General features: G+C 72.2%; 19 protein-coding genes. 9 read left to right on the forward strand and 10 right to left on the reverse strand.

What is annotated here, in order from left to right; genetic code table 11:
* Positions 1-3: 3 nt before the first annotated feature.
* A complete protein-coding gene (locus tag POL72_RS51445) occupies positions 4-1,200 on the forward strand; it encodes a metallophosphoesterase (protein ID WP_272102451.1) in 1,197 nt (398 codons plus the stop codon).
* A gap of 13 nt (positions 1,201-1,213) precedes the next feature.
* Here POL72_RS51445 and POL72_RS41795 read toward each other — a convergent pair whose 3' ends face one another.
* Complete coding sequence (locus tag POL72_RS41795) at positions 1,214-1,918, reverse strand: hypothetical protein (RefSeq protein ID WP_272102452.1); 705 nt, start codon at positions 1,916-1,918, stop codon at positions 1,214-1,216.
* Positions 1,919-2,053: 135 nt separating this feature from the next.
* On the opposite strand from POL72_RS41795, the gene POL72_RS41800 reads away from it, so the two are divergent.
* A complete protein-coding gene (locus POL72_RS41800; protein ID WP_272102453.1) occupies positions 2,054-3,424 on the forward strand; it encodes an OmpP1/FadL family transporter in 1,371 nt (456 codons plus the stop codon).
* 92 nt (positions 3,425-3,516) lie between these two features.
* Here the strand turns inward: POL72_RS41800 and POL72_RS41805 are convergent, their stop codons facing one another.
* Positions 3,517-4,311: a response regulator transcription factor gene (locus POL72_RS41805; protein WP_272102454.1), complete on the reverse strand. Its 795-nt coding sequence runs from the start codon at positions 4,309-4,311 to the stop codon at positions 3,517-3,519.
* A 59-nt stretch (positions 4,312-4,370) separates the two neighbouring features.
* Here POL72_RS41805 and POL72_RS41810 point away from each other — a divergent pair, with 59 nt between their 5' ends.
* From POL72_RS41810 to POL72_RS41820, 3 genes are read left to right on the forward strand one after another with little or no spacing between them, the layout of a single operon-like run.
* Positions 4,371-5,474 carry a DsbA family protein gene (locus POL72_RS41810; RefSeq protein ID WP_272102455.1) on the forward strand — a complete coding sequence of 368 codons (1,104 nt, stop codon included), beginning with the start codon at positions 4,371-4,373 and terminating at the stop codon, positions 5,472-5,474.
* The gene (locus tag POL72_RS41815; protein WP_272102456.1) at positions 5,471-6,247 is read left to right on the forward strand and encodes a 3'-5' exonuclease; all 777 of its coding nucleotides are present in this window, start codon (positions 5,471-5,473) and stop codon (positions 6,245-6,247) included. The genes POL72_RS41810 and POL72_RS41815 overlap by 4 nt, the downstream gene beginning before the upstream one ends.
* A 4-nt stretch (positions 6,248-6,251) precedes the next feature.
* Complete coding sequence (locus POL72_RS41820) at positions 6,252-6,812, forward strand: hypothetical protein (protein WP_272102457.1); 561 nt, start codon at positions 6,252-6,254, stop codon at positions 6,810-6,812.
* A 31-nt stretch (positions 6,813-6,843) separates the two neighbouring features.
* Here POL72_RS41820 and folK read toward each other — a convergent pair whose 3' ends face one another.
* The 6 genes from folK to POL72_RS41850 all read right to left on the reverse strand — a co-directional run bounded on the left by folK (position 6,844) and on the right by POL72_RS41850 (position 11,302).
* Positions 6,844-7,341, reverse strand: a complete 498-nt coding sequence (gene folK, locus POL72_RS41825; protein WP_272102458.1) for a 2-amino-4-hydroxy-6-hydroxymethyldihydropteridine diphosphokinase — start codon at positions 7,339-7,341, stop codon at positions 6,844-6,846.
* A 166-nt stretch (positions 7,342-7,507) separates the two neighbouring features.
* Positions 7,508-7,873 (reverse strand): hypothetical protein, encoded by a 366-nt coding sequence (locus POL72_RS41830; protein ID WP_272102459.1) that lies wholly within the window; start codon positions 7,871-7,873, stop codon positions 7,508-7,510.
* A gap of 55 nt (positions 7,874-7,928) precedes the next feature.
* Entirely contained in the window at positions 7,929-8,885 is a 957-nt protein-coding gene (gene gshB, locus POL72_RS41835; protein WP_272102460.1) for a glutathione synthase, read from the reverse strand.
* Positions 8,886-8,971: 86 nt separating this feature from the next.
* Complete coding sequence (locus POL72_RS41840; protein WP_272102461.1) at positions 8,972-9,841, reverse strand: anti-sigma factor family protein; 870 nt, start codon at positions 9,839-9,841, stop codon at positions 8,972-8,974.
* Positions 9,838-10,524 carry a sigma-70 family RNA polymerase sigma factor gene (locus POL72_RS41845; RefSeq protein ID WP_272102462.1) on the reverse strand — a complete coding sequence of 229 codons (687 nt, stop codon included), beginning with the start codon at positions 10,522-10,524 and terminating at the stop codon, positions 9,838-9,840. Before POL72_RS41845 ends, POL72_RS41840 begins: the two co-directional genes overlap by 4 nt.
* A gap of 34 nt (positions 10,525-10,558) precedes the next feature.
* The gene (locus POL72_RS41850; protein ID WP_272102463.1) at positions 10,559-11,302 is read right to left on the reverse strand and encodes a polyhydroxyalkanoate synthesis regulator DNA-binding domain-containing protein; all 744 of its coding nucleotides are present in this window, start codon (positions 11,300-11,302) and stop codon (positions 10,559-10,561) included.
* A 96-nt stretch (positions 11,303-11,398) separates the two neighbouring features.
* Here POL72_RS41850 and POL72_RS41855 point away from each other — a divergent pair, with 96 nt between their 5' ends.
* The 4 genes from POL72_RS41855 to POL72_RS41870 all read left to right on the forward strand — a co-directional run bounded on the left by POL72_RS41855 (position 11,399) and on the right by POL72_RS41870 (position 17,294).
* On the forward strand, positions 11,399-12,214 hold the full coding sequence (locus POL72_RS41855; protein ID WP_272102464.1) for an ABC transporter ATP-binding protein: 816 nt from the start codon (positions 11,399-11,401) through the stop codon (positions 12,212-12,214).
* 121 nt (positions 12,215-12,335) lie between these two features.
* Positions 12,336-14,276 carry an NADH-quinone oxidoreductase subunit NuoH gene (nuoH, locus tag POL72_RS41860; protein WP_272102465.1) on the forward strand — a complete coding sequence of 647 codons (1,941 nt, stop codon included), beginning with the start codon at positions 12,336-12,338 and terminating at the stop codon, positions 14,274-14,276.
* A 133-nt stretch (positions 14,277-14,409) separates the two neighbouring features.
* A complete protein-coding gene (locus POL72_RS41865) occupies positions 14,410-16,128 on the forward strand; it encodes a hypothetical protein (protein WP_272102466.1) in 1,719 nt (572 codons plus the stop codon).
* On the forward strand, positions 16,125-17,294 hold the full coding sequence (locus POL72_RS41870; RefSeq protein ID WP_272102467.1) for a trypsin-like peptidase domain-containing protein: 1,170 nt from the start codon (positions 16,125-16,127) through the stop codon (positions 17,292-17,294). Before POL72_RS41865 ends, POL72_RS41870 begins: the two co-directional genes overlap by 4 nt.
* A gap of 19 nt (positions 17,295-17,313) precedes the next feature.
* Here the strand turns inward: POL72_RS41870 and POL72_RS41875 are convergent, their stop codons facing one another.
* A complete protein-coding gene (locus tag POL72_RS41875) occupies positions 17,314-17,622 on the reverse strand; it encodes a hypothetical protein (RefSeq protein WP_272102468.1) in 309 nt (102 codons plus the stop codon).
* Positions 17,623-17,953: 331 nt separating this feature from the next.
* A complete protein-coding gene (locus POL72_RS41880; RefSeq protein ID WP_272102470.1) occupies positions 17,954-18,922 on the reverse strand; it encodes a hypothetical protein in 969 nt (322 codons plus the stop codon).
* Positions 18,923-19,383 lie beyond the last annotated feature (461 nt).

The following is a 19,383-nucleotide window of genomic DNA, read 5'->3' on the forward strand; positions in this document are numbered from 1 at the left end:
CGCGTGCAGCGGCCTCTCCTCTCCTTCGTCATCTTCATCGCTGTCTTCAGCGCCATCGTGGCGGGCGTCCACTACTACCTCTGGCAGCGCCTGATCCGCGCGCCCGAGCTCGGCCCGCTCTGGCACCGCGTCGGCAGCGTGGCCCTGGTGGTGCTCGCGTCGCTGGTGCCCCTCGGCCTCCTGCTCACCCGCGCGCTGCCCCGGCACATCGCCGGCGTCGTGGCCGGCGTCGTCTACACGTGGGTCGGGCTCGCCGTCCTGCTCTTCTTCCTCCTGCTCACCTCCGAGCTCGTCCGCCTCGGCGCCCACGGCCTCACCGCGCTCCTGAACCAGCCGCTCGACGGCGAGCGCCGCACCTTCCTCTCGCGCGCCCTCGCGGGCGCGGCCGGAGCGCTCGCCATGGGCTTCGGCGTCGCCGGCGCCGCGAGCGCCCTCGGCGAGGTCGCCGTCCGCCCGGTGCGCGTCCGCCTCCGCCGCCTCCCCGCGGCCATGTCGGGCTTTCGCGTGGTTCAGCTGACCGACCTCCACATCGGCCCGACGATCGGCCGGGCGTGGCTCGAGCGCGTCGTCGCGCGCGTGAACGCGCTCGAGCCGGATCTCGTCGCCATCACGGGCGATCTCGTCGACGGCTCCGTGGAAGAGCTCCGCGAGCACACCGCGCCGCTCGCCGATCTGCGCGCCAAGCACGGGGTCTTCTTCGTGACGGGCAACCATGAGTACTACTCCGGCGCCGAGGCGTGGATCGCGGAGCTCCGCCGGCTCGGCGTGACGGTGCTGCGCAACGAGCGCGTCTCGATCGGCGACGGCGAGCACGGCTTCGACCTGGCCGGCGTGGACGACTGGAGCTCCCGCGGCATGGGCCGCGGCCATGGCCCCGACCTCGCGCGCGCGCTCGCGGGGCGGGACCCTTCCCGGGAGCTCGTGCTGCTCGCGCACCAGCCCAAGCAGATCCTGGAGGCCGCGGAGCGGGGCGTGGGCCTGCAGCTCAGCGGCCACACCCACGGTGGTCAGATCTTCCCGTGGAACTTCTTCGTGCGGCTCGACCAGCCCTACGTGGCCGGGCTGTCCTCGCACGGCGACAGCCAGATCTACGTGAGCCGCGGCACGGGCTACTGGGGGCCGCCGATGCGCGTCGGCGCGCCGTCCGAGATCTCGCTGATCGAGCTCGAAGGCGCCGCCGCGGCGGAGGCCGTGGCGTGACCCGACCGGGCGCTCACGGGAGCGGGTTCGCCGGGTCTTTCTTGCAGTTGATCACCGGCGCCGGGTAGCTGCTCGGATCGGCGATTCGCTCCATGGCAAAGGTAGAGCCCTTGAGATTCAGGGGGATCGGCCTCGCCGCGCTGCCGGTGACAACGCCACAGATGAAGTCGGCTGGCGCGCAGAGGGAGCCGGTGAGCGTGATGGTGGCCTCGAGCTCGCTGCCGGAGATGGGGTTGGCGTCGCCCGGCACGATGAGCGTGGGCAGCTGCGCGGTGAACTTCCCATCGGCGGACAGCTCGAAGGGACCCACATCGAACGGCTCGCCCGTGGGCGTCCTCCGATCGGCGGCCGTGAGCGGCTGGAAGGTGAGCGAGAAGCTCAGGCCGCCGTCGCTGGCCTCGGTGGTCAGGCTGGCCACGAAGAGGATAGGGGCCCGCGGGTTGAGATAGGCCGAGAGGCTGAAGAGGAAATCGCCGTCGACGGCGCCCGCTTCCGGCAGCAGGCAGTTGTCCCCGCCGCCACCAGCGCCGCCATTTCCGTCGCTGCCACCACCACCACCACCACCCTCGCCGCCGCTGCTCTGGTCTTCGCGGATCGTTGTATCGCGAGCTTCGAAGTCATCGTATCTGCCTTCCGGGTCGGCGCAGCCGATGAGGAGCGCGGTGGAGGTGAGGGCAGCTGAGGCGAGCGTTGTCCAGATGGTGCGGGAGAAAAGCATTTGACACCGTTCGAAAGGTGACATTTGACTTGAGCGGGTAGAACATTCCCCGACGTGGCAGGAGTTGCAACCCTACCATGCAGGGTCCGCCGCAGGCGCCGCATTCCTCCGCCCTCAGAATCGAGAACACCGGATATGTCCATCAACCGCCCCTGTTTCGCGATCTCCGTCGGCCTCCTCGGCGGTCTCGCCTGGACCGGATCCGCGCTCGCCGGTGGGTTCGCGACCGCGCGGTTTGGCGGCGAGCACGGCAACCCGATCACGAGCAATCCGACCGCGGTCTACTACAACCCCGCAGGCCTCGCCGAGAGCGAGGGGATTCACCTGTTCCTGGACGGAACCATCGCGCTGCGCTCCGCGTCCTACACGCACGCGGCGGCGGCGACCGATGACGTGACGGTGCCGCAGGCGAACACGGGGAAGGCGACCCTGTTCAACGTGGCTGCCGCGCCGATGCTCGGAGCGTCGGCCAAACTCGGCGACCTGGCGCTGGGCGCCGGCGTCTATGTGCCCTTCGGCGGCGCCGCGTCCTGGGACACGAACGCGGCGTTCGAGGGAAATCGCGAGCTCGCCGGGCCGGTGGACGGCGTGCAGCGCTGGCACTCCATCGAGTCTTCGCTCCAGGCGATGTTCTTCACCCTCGCCGCCGCCTACAAGATCCCGTCGCTCCGCCTCAGCCTCGGCGTCTCGGGCAACCTGATTCGGACCCAGGTGAACACCGTGCGCGCCCGCAACGCCTCCGGCGACAACCTCCTTGCGACCGAGGGGCGCTCGCTGCTCGAGGTGAGCGGCTTCCACGCGAGCTTCGGCGTCGGCGCGCTGGTCGAGGCGGTGCCGGAGCAGCTCTGGATCGGCGCGTCGTACCAGTCGCGGCCGAACGTCACGGGGGGAGAGTCGCTCGAGGGCACGCTCACCAACCGCTTCAGCGGCGTGTCGGGCTCCCCGAGCGACGTGGAGCTGCACCAGGGCCTGCCGGACATCGTGAGGCTCGGCGCCCGCTTCGTCCCGGCGGAGCGCTTCGAGGTGCGGCTCTTCGGCGACTGGACGCGGTGGAGCTCGATGGAAAACCAGTGCCTCACCCAGGTCGGCGCTGCGTGCGCGATCGACCGCGACGGCTTCGCCGGAGAGGGGGCCCGCGTGGTCCAGAACATCGCCCGCCGCTGGAACGACACGTTCGGCGTGCGCGTGGGCTGGAGCCACTGGCCACGGCCCGCGATCGAGTTCTTCGGCGGCCTCGGGTACGACTCCAACTCAGTTCCCGACGAGACCCTGGATCCATCGGGCGTCGATTTCCACGACGTCTCGTTCTCCCTGGGCGGGCGCTTCCATGTCGCGGAGCAGCTGCACCTCGCCGCGTCGTATACCCAGCTGTTCTACGTCGACCGCGACACCGCGGGGGACAGCATCACCGCGGGCCTGCACCCCAACTCGAGGGCTCCCGACTCCGGCGGGCACTACACGCAGAACATCGGCGTGCTCAACCTCAACGTCGATGTCGCCTTCTGAGCGCGGAATCTGCGTGCGGTGACCGAGCGCGGAGTCTGCGTGCGGTGACCGAGCGCGAGCCCGCGTCGCGGCGGACGCCGCGGCGAGGGGCCTCAGGAGGTGAAGCGCCGCGTCCGGCGGAGCAGGCTGAAGATGCGAGCCCCGAGCTCGGGGGCGCGGAAGGGCTTCACCATGTAGTCGTCGGCGCCGCTGGCGAAGGCCTCGACCATGTCCTGCGAGGAGGCGTGCGCCGTCAGGAAGAGGACCGGAAGATCGCGGAGCCCGGGCTCCTGCCGCAGCGTCCGGCACAGGTCGATGCCGGTCATCTTCGGGAGGTTCCAGTCGAGGACGACGAGGTGAAACGGCGCGCCGCGGACCCGCGCCAGCGCCTCTTCCGCGCTGGCGACGGCGACGACGGTGAGCTCGACCGCCTCGAGCATCGCCGACAGCAGCTCGCGGATGTGGGGATCGTCGTCGACAACGAGGACCCGTGAGCCTTTGCCTTTCAGCCGAGGCGGCGCAGGGGGCGGCGGCGCCCGGCCCGCCGGGCCGGCGCCCTGGACGCCGGCTGGCGCGGCGCCGGCCCCGTCCGCGGCGCGGAGGAGCGCCGCGGCGTCGGTGTCGGGCACGGATCCGGGGCGGGGAGCCTCCGTCCGCGCGAAGTGGGCCAGGCGATGCCAGTCGCGCGGCTCGAACGTGAGCCGCGCCCCCTCCGGTGAGACCGACGCGCACGCCGCGGCCGAAGTCGCGCGGCGGTTTTCGCCCAGCTCGAAGATGGCGAGCACCCACTCGCCGTCGGCCACGGCCTCCCCCGCGGGCAACCCGAGCTCGAGGTCACGCTCCTCCGGATCGCACACGATTTGCTCGAACTGCTGCAGATCCGGGAAGCGGTAGAGGACGCTCCGCACCTCTTGACGCTACACCCGCGCTAGCATCTCGCAAGGGGTCCGACTAAGCTCGCGCCGCGATGTCATTCCTGCGCTGGATGCCGCCGCTCCTCGCGTTGCCGTTGCTCGCGATCGGCGCCACGGGCTGTCCTGGGAACCCGAGCTCGAACGAGCCCAAGCCGGCCGCGAGCCCGGAGGTAACGGTCTCGCTGCCGGGCGTGGACACCTCCTCGCTGACACCCCGCGAGCGCCGGGAGTGGGGGGCACAGGTCTCCGAGCTCCTCTCCCCTTGCCCGGATACGCCCGTGAGCATCGCGCAGTGCGTGAAGGAGCAGCGCGCGTGCAAGGCGTGCCTCCCCGCCGCGCAGCTCCTGCTCGGTCAGGTCAAGGACGGCCGGTCGAAGAAGGAGCGCGAGGACGCGTTCCACATGCGCTTCGACGCGAACAAGGTGAAGACGCTCGCCACCGACGGCTCGCCGGAGATGGGGCCGCCCGACGCGCCGATCACGATCGTCGAGTGGGCCGACTTCGAGTGCCCGTTCTGCAGGCTCATGGCGCCGCTGCTCGAGGGGCTCGTGAAGCGCTTCGACGGGCAGGTGCGCCTCGTCTTCAAGTTCTACCCGCTCTCGGCGCACGTCCACGGCGAGCCCGCCGCGCGCGCGGCGACCGCCGCGCTCAACCAGGGCAAGTTCTGGGAGATGCACCACCTCCTCTTCGAGAACCAGGACAAGCTGGAGCAGGCCGACCTCGAGCGTTACGCGCAGCGGCTCAAGCTCGACATGGTGAAGTTCCGCGCCGATCTCGTCTCGACCGACACCAAGGCGCGCATCGACAAGGACAAGCTGCAGGCCGACGGGGTCGGGCTCGAGGGGACGCCCCTCATCTTCATCAACGGCCGCGAGGTCAACCTCCAGCTCCTCACGAACCCCGGCGAGGATCTCGAGGCGTGGGTCAAGCTCGATCTGGAGCTCCTCGGCAAGACGCCGCGGCCTGCGCCCCCGAAGGCAGGCGACGCGCCGCCCTCCGGCAGCGCGATCCCCGCGGCCAGCGCGACGCCCGCGGCCAGCGCGACAGCTGCGGCCAGCGCGACGCCCGCTGCCGGCACCAGCGCGCCGGCGGGCGGCGCGGCGCGCCCCGCGACCTCGGCTGCACCCGCCCAGCCCGCCAAGCCGAGGACGCCGTGAAGGTCGCCGACCCGTGCGGCTGCTTCCCGACGGGCCGGCACTACCCTGGGATCGCGCACCTCCTCAAGGTGCGCGCCGTCGGCGTCGCGTCGGAGATCGACGCGGGCAGCGCCTGGATCGAGCAGCCCATCGCCTTCGTCGACGTCGAGACCACGGGGCGCGATCCGGCGGGTGACAGGATCATCGAGCTCGGCATCGTCATCGGCCGCGCCGGGGAGATCCTGACGCGTTACAACTGGCTCATCCACCCGGGGCGGCCCATCCCCGCGGAGAGCACCGCCATCCACGGCATCAAGGACGCGGACGTCGAGGGCAAGCCGTCGTTCGCCGAGGTCGCGGAGGAGATCCTCGCCTGCTTCAAGGGGGCGATCCCCGCGGCGTACAACGCCACCTTCGACCGCTCGTTCCTGCTCGCCGAGCTCGAGCGCGTGGGCATGCGCCCGCAAGAGCCGCCGCCCGCCATGCGGCGCGAGGTCGACTGGGTCGATCCGCTCACGTTCGCCCGCGAGCTCTACAAGAACGAGGAGAGCCGCGCCCTCGGCGACATGGCCGCTCGGCTCGGGATCTCGCTCGAGAAGGCGCACCGCGCGACGGACGACGCCGAGGCGGCGCTCCAGGTCCTGTACGCGCTCGCGAAGGATCCGCGGGTGCCTCGCGCTTATGGCGGCCTGATCCAGGAGCAGCGGCGGCTGGTCCGCCAGCAGGACGAAGCGCGGAAGTTCTGGCGGAAGGCTCCTGCCGCCGCGCCGCCCCCGACCTCGAAGCCCAGCTGACGTCATGGGGGACGCGCCGAAGCGACGCCTCCCGGTCGTCGGCGGCGGCGCGGCGCCTCCCGGCGGCGGCGCGGCAGCGCCGGAGAAGCGCAAGCTCCCCGTGCTGCAGAGCAGCGGCGACGACGAGGGCGAGGACCGGCCGCCGTGGCACTGGATCGCGCTCGGGACGGTGGCGATCTTCATCGCGTGGCTGCCGCTCGCGGGCCTCGTCAACACGCTGCTGCGCAAGATGATCGAGCGGACGGGGGACGCCGGGGCAGAGGGCTCGGTGCGGCTCGCGATGGTGGGGCTCAACGCGATCGCGTTCGCGCTCGCCGGGGTCGCCGGCGGCTACCTCGTGGGGCGGTTCGGCGGGCGCGCCGGGCGGCGCGAGGCCGCCGCGAGCGGCGCCGTCGTCGCGGCGCTCGCCTGGGCGCTCGCCCTCGCCGAGGGCGCGCCGGCGGGCGCGCTGGGGTGGGCGCTGCTCCTGGTCGTGGTGGTCACGATCGGCAGCGCAGCGTCGTACGCCGGCGGCAGCGCCGGCCTCCGAGCCCGCGCCGCTTCCGGCCCGCCGCGCTCGCGCTGAGCGCCGCGCCCGCGCGCCGCCGCGGCGCAGATCAGCTCGGATCGAGCTTGCGAATCGGCGCGCTCGCCTCGGGGAGCGCGGCGTAGGCGACGGCCGTGCGAGGGTCGCGCGCGTCGGGGGCGACGTCGAGCAGCGGCCTGAGCGCGAACACACGGCCGCAGAGCCGCGGGTGAGGCACCTCGAGATCCGGCTCTGCGACGGCCTCGCCCTCGATCCAGAGCAGGTCCAGATCGATCGTGCGCGGCCCCCATCGCACAGGATCGGGGCGCGTCCGCCCGAGCGAGCGCTCCACGGCGAGGGTGCGCTCGAGGATCTGGCGCGCGGGCAGCGACGTGGCGATGAGCACCGCGGCGTTCACGTAGTCGCCTTGCGGAGGGCCGCCTGCGGGCGGCGACTCGTAGCGCGACGACTCGCGGATGACGTCGAGATCGGGATCCGCGCCGAGCGCTGCGATGGCGGCGCGGAGGGTCGCCAGGCGATCGCCCAGGCTCGACCCGATCCCGATGACGACGCGCCGGCGGGGCCTCATGGCGAGAACTTACCATGCGCCGCGCGCACCCGGCGGCATGCGGCGCTCCGCGCGGAGCGCGGGTATCGCTCCGGAGAGCGGCGCGAGGTGGGCTCCGGCGCGCGCGAGGTGGGCTCCGGCGTGCGCGAGGTGGGCTCCGGCGCGCGCCAAGAGGGCGCCGTCGCGATCACTCGCCCGGATCCGAGGCGCGGCGTCCTCCACCGATCCGCCGGCCCTCCGGCCGCGGGGGGAAGACGCGCCGATCCTCGGGGCTGCGGCGCGCGATCGGGGAGCGGCGCTCGACGGACGGATCGCGCTGCGCCGGCTGCGCGCTGCGCTGGAGCCCCACGAACAGCGCGCGCATCTCCTCGAACGTCTCCGGCATGGCGGCGGCCACGGTCGCCGCGTGCGTCCGGCACAGGCTCAGCGAGCGCCCCTGGATGACCACGCGCGCCATCCGCGTCCTCGCGCGAGGATCCCCGGGCGCGCCGCCCTCCCGATCGCCCTGCTCGCCGTCGCTGCACACGGCACACCGCTCGAATGACTCGCCCATGGGGGAGCCTTCGCAGAGGCGGGCGCTCCGGGCCAACTTTCCGGAGCCAGGTGGCTCACGCGCGCGCGGACCGGCCGCGCGCCCGCTCCTCGGCCCAGGCGATCACCCTCGCCGCCGGATCCTCGCCGGTGAAGCGCCCGAGCTCCTGGATGCCCGTCGGGCTCGTGACGTTCACCTCGGTCAGGCGCTCGCCGATGACGTCGAGGCCCACGAAGAAGAGGCCGTCGGCGCGGAGGCGAGGCGCGACAGCGCGGACGAGATCGAGCTCGCGCGGCGAGAGCTCCGTCGAGACGACGCGCCCGCCGACGTGGATGTTCGAGCGGTGATCGTCGTCGCGGGGCACCCGGAGGATGGCGCCGAGCGGCTCGCCGTCGAGCAAGAGGACGCGCTTGTCGCCGTGGACGACGGCGGGCAGGTACTCCTGGACCATGGCGAGGCGCTGCCCCTCGCTCGTCATCATGTCCGCGATGGCGCGCGCGTTCTTGTCGCGCTCGCTGATCTGCAGCACGCCGAGGCCGCCCGCGCCGTCGAGCGGCTTGATCACCGCCGTTCCGCCGAGGGCGCGCACGAACGCGTGGATCTGCTCGCGGTCGGCGGTCACCAGCGTCCTCGGCGTCCACTCGGGGAAGTTCAGCGCGTAGAGCTTCTCGTTGGCGTCGCGCAGCCCGCGGGGGTCGTTCACGATGAGCGGGCAGCGCCGCGCGCGCTCCAGGATCAGCGTCGCGTACAGGTAGCTGCGATCGAACGGCGGGTCCTTGCGGATGAAGATGGCGTCCACGTCCGCGAGCCGGAGCCGCTCGGGGCCCGCCGCGAGCGAGATGAACGGGGGCGCGTCGCCGATGTGCAGCGGCGAGGCCGAGGCGTGCGCCTCGCCGCCGTCGATCGAGAGGTCGCGCGGCAAGCAGTGGTAGCTCTCGTGGCCGCGCGCCTGCGCCGCTCGGATGAAGGCGAACGACGTGTCCTTGTCGTGCGTCACGCGGCTCAGCGGATCCATGACGAAGACGAAGCGCATGCGGTCTCTCGCGGTAGGGGTTGGTCGGAAAGGTGATCGAGGGAGGGGAGAGGACGGCGCCCGCCATGGAGCGAGCGCCGGCGCGCTCACTGCATCGCAGCGAGGACGAGCTGCGTGCTGAGGTCGTCGCCGAGATCCGAGGCGAGCGCGTAGCCGACGCCGCTGCGCTCGGCGGCCGCGACCGAGTAGCCGTTGATGTTGCCCACGTAGACGGGGCGCTCGCGCACGACGCGAGGCTGCAGGATCGGCTGCGCCTTCTGCACCGGGACCGCGCGCGAGTTGAACAGGTAGACCGTCACGCGGTGGTTGCCCCGCACCACGAACTGGAGCAGCGCGGCGCGCCGATCGCGCATCGTGTGCACGCGGGCGCCCATGAAGTTCGCCGGAATCGACTGGAACTGCGGCCTGCGGACCGGGACGCCGACGAACGGATCGAAGCGCGGGAGGTCCTCCGGGTTGGTCGTCTCCGGAGGCAGCGGCTGCGCGTGCTGGGTGACGAGATCGTCGAGCAGGACCTCGACGCTCTCCGCGCCCGCGAGATCGACCGCCGCCCTCGAGGGGCTCGCCTTCGCGGCGTCCGCCGGCGCGTCCGGCCGCCGCGCCACGCCCACGATGAAGACGACGCCCGCCGCCGCGGCGAGCGCGATCGCGTACCCCTTGTGCACGAGGCGCGGCCTCGCCTCGACCGACTGCGCCGCGTCGCGCGCCTGCTCGTGCGCCACCGCCGCGGCGACGCGCGCCCGCAGCGCGTCCGGGCACCCCGACCCCGACGGCCGCGCCCGCTTCAGGCTCGCCCGCAGCGAGCGCAGGAGCCTCACCTGCTCGAAGCACGGAGGGCACTGGACGAGGTGGGACTCGAGATCGACGGCGTGATCCGGATCCAGCTCGCCGTCGACGTAGGCGGACAGCGCGTAGTCGAACCGCGAACAGCTCTCGATCGATTTCGCAGCGCTCATGCGGCACCCCGCTTCCGCTTGCGGTACGCGTCCAGGTCGGCGGGCGCGTCCTTCGCGGCGTCTTCGCTGACGATGCCCATCAGGACCGCGTGCTCGCGCAGCGTCTTCTGGAGGAGCTTGCGGCCCCTGTGCAGGCGCGACATCACCGTGCCGATCGGGCAGCCCATCGCCTCGGCGATCTCCTTGTAGGAGAGCTCCTCGATGTCCGACAGCACCACGGCCAGCCGGAACTCCTCGGGCAGCGCGTCGAGGGCGCGCTGCACCTCCGCCTCCACGAGCGGCGTGAGCGCCTGGGTCTCCGGATCGCGCATCGCGCGCATCGTCGTCGCGCCGACCCACGCATCGGTGAGCGGCTCGGCGTCGGGGCCGTCGAAGATACCTCGCTCGAGGCCCCCGCGACGGTACCGGTTGATGAACGTGTTCGTCAGGATCCGAAGCAGCCAGGCCTTGAGGTTGGTGCCCGGCTCGAACTGACCCCGGGCGCGCATCGCCTTGACGATGGTGTCCTGGACCAGATCCTCCGCCTCCGTCGAGCTCTTCGTCATCCGGCAGCTCACGCCATAGAGCGTGTCCAGATGACCCAGCAGCTCGATCTCGAAGGCGTCGGCGCGGCCACCGTCGGCGCTGGCCAACGACAGGTCCTGCGCTACGGACGCAGGTTTCTTGCTGAAGAAGAACGGCATGGGCTCGCTCGGGGGAACAGAGGAGCGCCCAGGGCTATTCCAGCCTGCTCTCGCCCCCCGAACCCTCGACCGCGGGTTCGTCCGCGCCGGAGCCCGCCTGGAGCGGAGCCGCGTCCTCGATGGGTTCACCAGAGCGTCCCTGGAGCTTGGCCTCCAGCTCGTCAATGCGCTGCGACAGGCGCTTGACATCGGCCTGGAGATCGCGGACCAGCCCGAGGCCCGGGAGGATGGCGCGGATGCGCTCGTCGACGGCCTGCTGCCACTGATCGAGCGTCTGCTTCGAGCTCTCGACGATCCCGCTCAGGCGCCCCTTCGCGTGGCTCGACCTGTCCGTGTCGAGCGGCGGGGGCGGATGGGACGATGGCGACACGGGCGTCGCCTGCTCCGTCCCCGGGGCGGGCGCCGTTCCAGGCGCCGCCACGCCGCCCTCGCCCGGGACCGCGCCGGGGATGAGCCGGCCGATCGGGCCCTCGCGCAGCTGCGAGAGCAGCCGCTCGCCGCGCTCCTGGATCAGATCTCTCAGCGTGCCGAGCGGTACCGAGCGCGGCTGCGATTTGAGATCCTCCGAGATGATCAGCGCCAGCGTGACCTCGGTCTTGTCCTCCTTGGTCGCGTTGTCGATGATCTGGACCTCTTCGCCAGCCCGGACCATCTCCCCTATCTGCTGCAGGGTGACGTAACGACTGTCCTTCGTGTCGTAGAGCTTCCGATTGGAGTAGCGCTTAATAACGCGACGCGGTACCTCGCCGCCTCCCAGAGTCTCCTTCGCCGTTTCCATCTCCTCTACGCCTCGAGTCGATTGGACCACCGCGAGAAACCTCGCGCAAGGGAAGATCACTCGATATCACTCGAATCATTCGACAAAAGAGACCGCGTGCAGGGGCCGGCGATCGATCTGCGTGACGTGGCCGCGAGCTATCCCACCGGGAGGCTGGCGCTGGAGGGGATCAGCCTGGAGGTGCGCGCGGGCGAGCTCTGCGCCGTCCTGGGGCCGAACGGCGCGGGAAAATCGACGCTGGTCCGGGTCCTCTCGGGGGCCCTGCGGCCGGCGCGGGGCGAGGCGACCCTGCTGGGGAGGCCGCTCGCCGGCATGGACCGGCGGGCGATCGCGCGGCGCGTGGCGGTCGTGCCGCAGGGGATCGCCTCGGCGCCCGGCTTCACGGTGCGCGAGGTCGTCATGATGGGCCGCGCGCCCCACCAGGGCGCGTGGATGCTCGCCGCCGGCCGGGACGAGGAGGCGGTCGCCCGCGCCCTCGACGCCTGCGATCTCGTGGGGCTCGCGGGGAGGCCGGTGGCCGAGCTCTCCGGCGGCGAGCAGAAGCGGGTGGCCATCGCCCGCGCGCTCGCGCAGGAGGCGCAGGTGCTGATCCTCGACGAGCCCGGGGCGCACCTCGACATCCGCCACTCGATCGAGGTCCACGAGGTCGTGCGCAGGGAGGTGGCCGAGCGGCGCCTCGCCTGCGTCGCGGTGCTGCACGACCTCAACGCGGCCGCCCAGTACGCCGACCGCGTGGCGCTCCTCAAGGCCGGGCGGCTGGTCGCCCACGGCACCGTCGAGGAGGTGATGACCTACCGCCGGCTCAAGGACGTGTTCGAGGCGGAGCTCTACGTGGGCGTGAACGAGCTCGACGGCAGCCGTTACTTCCTCCCCGTCCGGGGCGCGCACGAGGGCCGGCACGAAGGCGGGTAGGTCAGCCGGTGGGTAGACGGCGCGAGCGCTTTTCTCCGCATTCTCGACCACGCGAGCGGCGCGGTTTATAAGCGGCGCCATGCGCGGATCTCCACCCTGGAGAGCTCTCTCTCGAGGCTTCTTGCCGTGCCTCCTGGCCCTCCTCGCGCTGCTCGGCGCGGCCGGCTGCGCCGAGAGCAGGACGGCGCCCGAGCTCCTGAGCGTCGTCGACGTCGTGCCGCGCGAGGTCGACCTCGGCGACCGCATCGAGATCCTCGGGACCAACCTGCCCACCGCCGAGGCGAAGGAGGCGGTCGTCACGTTCCGCGGCACCCTCCGCCGCCCCGGCCAGGCGCCGCTCACCGGCCAGAGCATCGAGATCGAGGGCGCGCAGGTCAGCAGCACGAAGATCTCGCTGGTCTTCTCCGAGGGCCTGCAGTCCCGCTTCGCCGGCCGCGGCGACGACGCGGTGCACACGACCTTCCACGGCGACGTCGTCGTCGAGATCCCCGCGACCGCGCAGGGCGCGCTCCCCGTGAACGGCACGGTGAGGGGCGTCACGATGGACTTCCTCCCGCCGACCCCGCGCCGCGCCGTCATCGAGGCGCGCGTGAAGGAGGGGGCGCGCGCGCTCGCGTTCTTCGGCGTCGAGGTCGCGGCCGAGGCGCCGCCCGCCGGCGGGCTCGTCGTGACGGGCGTGCGCGACGGGAGCCCTGCGGGCCAGGCGGGGCTCCAGCCCGGCGACGTGATCACGCGCTTCGAGGGCGTGAAGGTCCTCTCGAAGGCCGACGTGATCCCGAGCGGCCACGAGCGGCGCTCCGCGGTCGGGATCCGGCGGGGCGGCGGAGCGACCCCGTCCGAGATCGAGCTCTCGACGGAGGGGTTCCAGGCGAGCGCCCCGACCGATCTGCTCGGCGCCGGGATCGTCCTCGGCGTGGCCGCCGCGATCATCCTGCTCTTCATGGCGCCGACCGCGGGGATCATCACCTGGGTCGAGCGGCGCGTCTCTGCGCGCATGCAGTCCCGCATCGGGCCGAACCGCGCGGGGCCGCAGGGCTTTCTCGTGTGGGTCGCCGACGGGATCAAGTCGATCATGAAGGAGGACGTCATCCCGGCCGAGAGCGACAAGGCGCTGTTCCGGCTCGCGCCCTACCTCGTGTTCGTCGGCGTGTCGGCCACGTTCGTCGTCATGCCGTTCGGCCAGTACCTCATCGCGGCCGACCTCGACATCGGGATCCTCTTCGTCATCGCCGTGACGTCGCTGGTCACCATCGGCCTCATGACCGGCGGCTGGGCGTCGAACAACAAGTGGTCGCTCCTCGGCGGGATCCGATCGGCGGCCCAGATCATCAGCTACGAGATCCCCGGCGCGGTCGCGATCGTGTGCATCGTGATGATGACGGGCTCGCTGCGGCTCCAGGACATCATCGGCGCGCAGGGCGGCGCCGGGCCCTCGCTCCTCGACGTGGGCGGCTGGCCCTGGCACTGGTTCGTCTTCCGCAACCCGATCACGTTCGCGCTGTTCTTCCTGTATTTCACGACGGCGCTCGCGGAGGGCAACCGCGCGCCGTTCGACCTGCCCGAGGCGGAGAGCGAGCTCGTGGCCGGCTACTCGACCGAGTACTCCGGCATGCGGTACCTCTTCTTCTTCTTCGCCGAGTGGGCGAACGTCTTCGTGATGTGCGGCATCGCGAGCGCGCTCTTCCTCGGGGGCTGGCAGATCCCCGGCGTCTCGCCGGCCCAGCAGGAGGCGAGCTTCGGGCTCCAGCTCGTCGGCGTCTTCCTCTTCCTGCTGAAGAGCTGGGCGCTCGTCTTCGTGGTCATCTGGATCCGCTGGACGCTGCCGCGCGTCCGCATCGACCAGATGATGAACCTCTGCTGGAAGTGGTTCGTCCCGCTGTCGTTCGTGGCCTTCCTCCTGACGGCGCTCTGGATGGTGATCGGCGTCAGCAAGACGGTCCAGCTCGTCATCAGCGTCGTCACCTTCGCCGCCTGGGCGTACCTGTTCATCCACTTCATCCGAAGGGTCCAGCACAACCTGCGGGAGGCCAAGGTCGCGCTCCACCTGAATCCGTTCCTCTGAGCGCAAACCGCGGTGCCACCTCGGCCTTGCGCTGAGGTATGCTGTCGGCGTGGCGGTCCCCTCGAGCCCGGCCTCCGACTTCTGCTCCGCGTGCGGGTTCCCGCTGCGTGGGCCGCGGTGCGAGGCGTGCGGGGTGGACCGGTCGCCGGCGCTCTCCATCTCGCGCAAGCCGCCGCCCGCGGACGCCGACTGGGACGGGAGCTCGATCGACGCCTGGCGCACGCGCGACCCGGTGCGCTTCGTCGCGCACTGCGCCTCCGCGGAGGCCGGGGCGACCGTCCAGGCGACGACGCTGCAGGAGGGCGTGGGGTGGATCGTTCCGCTCGGGGCGATGACGCTCTTCGCCTCGCTCGACGCGGCGAACGAGCGGGTGTCGATCGACGTCCCGGTCGTGCGCGTCGCGGAGCGGCACCGTGTGCCGCTGCTCAGGACGGCGCTGGAGCTGTCGGGCGGCCCCGAGCCGTTCCGGCTCTGCATGCGGGAGGATCTGCTGCTGCTCCGCCGCGTCGGCCGCGTCGCCGCCTTCACGCCGGAGGCGCTGCGCCGGGCGCTGCGCGAGAGCGGCGAGGCGGCGCGGCGGCTCGGCGAGACGCTGGGCGCGTGGTTCGACGCGCGGCCGCCGTTCTCCGAGGAGCAGCGGGCGAGCCTCACGTGGGCCTCCGCCGGCCGCGCCCGGCCGCTCAAGAACCTCACCGTCCCGCCCGCGCCGGTCCGCCCGCAGAGCGCTCCCTCGGTGCGGGCCGGTGCGCCGGCGGCGCCGGTCTCGGGGGCGCGGACGCCGCTCGAGGAGCTGGCGGCGTGGGCGGCGCCCCCCTTGCCGCGCCTGCCCGAGTCGGTCGCGCGCCCCATCCGCGACGCGGACGCGATCCCCGACATCCTGTCCCCGTCGCTGGCGTCGGCGCCGATGCCGGCGGCGAGCGTCGCGTCGTCGAAGAACGGCGGCGCGCCCGCGCCCAAGGCCGGCATCCTCCCGCCGGCGCACGACGCCGGCGCGGCGTCGAAGGCCAGCGGCGGCGCCGCGACGCCGGGGTCCGAGGGCGGCGCTGCGAAGCCGGTCTCGGCGAGCGCGGCGGCGCCGCTGTCGGGCGAACAGGCGGCGGCCGCGGACAATCTGGCGCAGGTCGGCGATCGCCGCAGCGCGCGCACCGTGCCCTTTCGTCGCTCGCCCTCCATGGCGGCGACGCCGCTGTCGGTGCGCCCGCCCGCGCTGCCGGAGGTCGAGATCGAGCCTCCGTCGCGCCGGAGCATCCCGTCCCGCCCGGAGTCGGCGAACGCGGCGGCCGATCGGTTCTGCCAGCTGCTCCGGGACGCGCAGGTGCTCGGCGCGGCGCTCAGCTTCCAGGAGCGGCCGGGCGTCATGGTGCTCCTCATCCGGTGCACGGTCTTCCGGGCGATCTACGAGCACGGCGAGGCGATGCCCGACGCTGTCGCGCACCTCTACCGCTGCACGGCGGCCGCGACCCGCGAGCTCATCCAGGCCGAGGGCGGCTCGCGCCGCGGGAACACCGCCGGCGTCGCGGAGCCGGCGCTCCTCGCGATGGAGCGGCTCGTGGCGATGCGCGGCCAGGTGCCGGAGGAGAAGCCGCTGCACATCGATCCGCTCACCACGGCGGCGCTCGCGCGCGAGCACCTCGGCCGCTACCTGCGCGAGATCGAGCGCGCGCCGGCCGACCCGATGCTCCGCCACTTCCTCGCGATCGGGGCCCTGTCCGAGCTCCTTGTGCGCACGAAGCTGCCCGCCAAGACCGAGCAGCGGCTGCGCGACATCGTCGCCTACGCGCAGCGGGACGGCGCCAAGCCCGGCACGATCGAGCTCCTGATGACGGCGCTCTCGAGGATCGTCGCGCAATGACGTCGCAGCTGGCGGCGCACGGCGACGGCGATCTCGCGCTGCTCCACGAGCGCGTCGCCCGCGCCCGCCGCTCGGTGGTGGCGATCCGCGCCGGCGCGCTCGTGACGACCGGCTGGGTGGCGCTCGGCAACGGCGTCGTCGTGGCGAGCCGGCGCGGGCTCGGCTACCCCACGGAGGTCGCGCTGACGTTCGAGGACGGGCGGGGCATGGCGGGGCGGGTGATCGCCGCGGACGTGGGCCGCGACGTGGCGCTCGTCGCGCCGGCCGAGCCGCCCGGCGTCGCGGCGCTCGCCGCCCGCGCGGCGGCCGAGCCGCGGCTCGGCGAGCGCGCCGCGGTGCTGAGCTGCCTCCCGGGGCAGAGCCTGCGCCTCGCGGTCGCGCGGGTCTGCCACGTGGCGCGCAAGGTCGACGGGCAGCTCCCGGCGTTCGAGCTCGACGTGGCGGCGCCCCTAGGCGCGCCGGTGCTCGATCCGGAGGGGCGGGTCATCGGCGTGGTCGCGGCGCCGTCCGGCGCGGCCGGGGAGCTCGCGGGTCACTGCGTGGTGGTCCCGGCGGGCGCGTTCCAGCCGCTGCTCGCCCTGGGGGACCGGCCGCTCGCGGAGCTCAGGGACCGGGCGCCTGTGTACCGCTGCCCGGCGTGCGAGGAGCCGTTCGACGTCGAGTGCGACCGGTGCCTGGGCTGCGGCCGCCTGCTGCCGCACGCGTACCCGCCGTGCCCGGCGCGCGCGGGCGTCGAGCGGGTGATCCGGCAGGGGCTGACGGCGCTCGGGCTCATCGCCAACCGGGTGCGCGTCGGTCCGAGGGCGTGGCGCATCGCGCAGCGGCCGTACCCCACGGCGGAGACGGCGACGCAGGTGGACATCGAGATCGACGAGGCGGGGCGCCTGCTCACGCTGCGCGCGCCGGTCGTGGGGCTGCCTGCGGCGAACCACGAGCCGTTCTACCGGTTCCTGCTCACGATGAACGACCAGACGACGGGGGAGTTCCGCGTGTCGCTCACGGGCGACGAGGTGTCGGCGTCGTGCGTGGCGTCGCTGGAGGGCTGCGCGGACCACGACGTGGCGCTGCTCATCGATGGGCTCGTGCAGATGGCCGACGAGTACCGGAGGACGCTGGCGGAGACGTTCGACGCCGCGCCCAGGTTCGAGTCGGCCGCGGTGCGCTGAGGGGGAGGCCCGTCGGCGTTCACCAAGCGCGTTCAGGTCCCCACGCTCGCCCCCAGCAGTCGCCGTCGTGGTCGTGAACGTGGTCGTCAACGGCTCGGTCGTGGACGTGAACGTGGACGTGAACGTGGTCGTGAACGTGGTCGTGGTCGTGGTCGTGGTCGTGGTCGTGGTCGTGGTCGTCAACGGCTCGGTCGTGAACGTGAACGTCCCCCTCCGGTGTTCCGCTGCCCTCCGCGATGGGCAGAACGTTCACGTCTACGATCGTGTCGTCGACGACCACGACCACGACCACGTTCACGTCCACGACCACGTTCACGTTCACGTTCACGTTGACCGCTTGGGGGAAGCGTCTGGCGCGCGTCGGGAGGGAGCCGTCACGCTCGCGAAGGTGCTCGTGGCCGGCACGAAAGCTTCCGACGCGCTCCGGAGGTTTCCGATGCGCTCCGGAAGCTTCCGGCGCGGAGGCGCGACGCGGAATTTGCCGGGAAACTCGTCCCCCAGCGCGCGTCGGACGGCGCAGGGGGGCGCAGCGGACGCTGCCAAGTAGGCGAAATTTCGTGCTCCGGAGCGCGTCGGAAGCTTTCAGAACGCGTCGGAGACCTCCGGAGCGCGTCGGAAGGTCTCATACGCGCGCCGGAGGCGTTGGTTTGTGAGCCGGGTTACTCGATGTGAGTCTCGTGGGTCTCTTCGCCCGGCGAGGTCGGCTGGGATGGCGTGGCCGTGGGCTTGCCCGGCTTGGGCGGCGCGGCGGTGGGCTTGCGCTGGCGCACCTTGCGGCTCGCGAGACCGAGGCGGATGAGGTAGCCGCGCTTCTTGATGACGGCGCGGGCCGTCGTCGACCACTCGTCGAACCAGGAGCGCAGCTTCGCGAGCGCTTCGCGCCGGCGCGCGGTCTCCGGGAGCTCGGCCTGCTCGGGCAGCGGGGATGTCGGGCCGAGCGCGACGTCGACGAGCCCCTGGAGGCGCTTGCGCTCGGCCTTGTCGAGGCTGCGAGTCGCGAGGAAAGCGACTGCCTTCTTGTCGCTCTGCTTCGTTCCGGCGCGGCCCGGGTCGGTGCCATTCTCGAGGGCATCGAGCCTTGCGAGAAAGGTGGCCACTCCCTGGACAGCGGCGGTGCCGGTGGAGGGCGCGAGGTCCTTGAAGACATAAGCGTTCACATCGGGGAAACGCCGGCGGAGCGCGGCGCCATGACGGGTGAAATTGGGCTCGTCCCACTGATCGAGCTCCCCCGTGGCGGCGCGCTGCGCCCTGGCATCGTCGGTATCGGGCGGTGCGCCGATCTTGCGGGGAGCGGCGAGGACATCGAGGAGCAGAGTGCGGCCCTCCACGATATCGTCATCGGTCATCCCCGCCCCGGCCATCGACGTGCGAATCGCGGCGACAGCGCCGAGCCCCGTCAAGAACTTGGTGACGCGCTCCGGCGTCGTCTCGAGGACTTCGTCCGAATAATCCATGCTGAGTTCCTCCCTGCCGACCGGGGGATCCGGACGGCGGCAATGAGAACAGAAGCTACAATGGGTGTTTCGACGATTGGAAGAGGATTGTTGCGCGCGCGCGGCTGAGCAACCGTCGGTTTTTTGCTCTACCGGCTCGGCATGGTCAGCGCTCCATGGATCCGGCGGCACCATCAACGAGAGCGCTCGATTCGATAACACGCGATGACGCGCGATACGATAACACGCGATAACACGTGATGACACGTGATGACACGCGGCGGACCAGGCCGGAGAAAGCCATTCCTGCAGCCATGGCCCCCGAGCGTGCAGCCACGGCTCCCGCCTGCGCAGCCATGCTCTCGGGGAGCGCAGCCGCACCCGCAGGCGCCCATGATTTTCTCGAGACCGATCACTTTTCTGAGAAATCGGGCGCGCAGGGTCGATGGTACCCGTGGACGGCAGGAGAGCGACGACCCCCTTCGGATGTCACGCCCGGGATCCGTCGCCGCCGCCGTCTCATGCCTGCGCTCATGCCCGCGCTTGCTGGAGAGGAACCTGGCCGTGACCGCCCGCAGCTCGATCGAATGCTCGCTCGCGACTGTGCCCCTGGACGAGGTCCTTCGCGCCGGCGAGGGCGCCGCCGGGCCGCCGGG

Source organism: Sorangium aterium, from assembly GCF_028368935.1.
Classification (GTDB): Bacteria; Myxococcota_A; Polyangia; order Polyangiales; family Polyangiaceae; genus Sorangium; species Sorangium atrum.

Excerpts from the sequence above, each read along its gene's own strand:
- POL72_RS41830 (WP_272102459.1), bottom strand. The coding sequence starts at position 7,873 with ATGGGCGAGTCATTCGAGCGGTGTGCCGTGTGCAGCGACGGCGAGCAG.
- POL72_RS41870 (WP_272102467.1), top strand. The coding sequence starts at position 16,125 with ATGACGTCGCAGCTGGCGGCGCACGGCGACGGCGATCTCGCGCTGCTC.
- POL72_RS41800 (WP_272102453.1), top strand. The coding sequence starts at position 2,054 with ATGTCCATCAACCGCCCCTGTTTCGCGATCTCCGTCGGCCTCCTCGGC.
- POL72_RS41820 (WP_272102457.1), top strand. The coding sequence starts at position 6,252 with ATGGGGGACGCGCCGAAGCGACGCCTCCCGGTCGTCGGCGGCGGCGCG.
- POL72_RS41810 (WP_272102455.1), top strand. The coding sequence starts at position 4,371 with ATGTCATTCCTGCGCTGGATGCCGCCGCTCCTCGCGTTGCCGTTGCTC.
- folK (WP_272102458.1), bottom strand. The coding sequence starts at position 7,341 with ATGAGGCCCCGCCGGCGCGTCGTCATCGGGATCGGGTCGAGCCTGGGC.
- POL72_RS41850 (WP_272102463.1), bottom strand. The coding sequence starts at position 11,302 with ATGGAAACGGCGAAGGAGACTCTGGGAGGCGGCGAGGTACCGCGTCGC.
- POL72_RS41880 (WP_272102470.1), bottom strand. The coding sequence starts at position 18,922 with ATGGTGCCGCCGGATCCATGGAGCGCTGACCATGCCGAGCCGGTAGAG.
- POL72_RS41840 (WP_272102461.1), bottom strand. The coding sequence starts at position 9,841 with ATGAGCGCTGCGAAATCGATCGAGAGCTGTTCGCGGTTCGACTACGCG.
- POL72_RS41795 (WP_272102452.1), bottom strand. The coding sequence starts at position 1,918 with ATGCTTTTCTCCCGCACCATCTGGACAACGCTCGCCTCAGCTGCCCTC.
- gshB (WP_272102460.1), bottom strand. The coding sequence starts at position 8,885 with ATGCGCTTCGTCTTCGTCATGGATCCGCTGAGCCGCGTGACGCACGAC.
- POL72_RS41845 (WP_272102462.1), bottom strand. The coding sequence starts at position 10,524 with ATGCCGTTCTTCTTCAGCAAGAAACCTGCGTCCGTAGCGCAGGACCTG.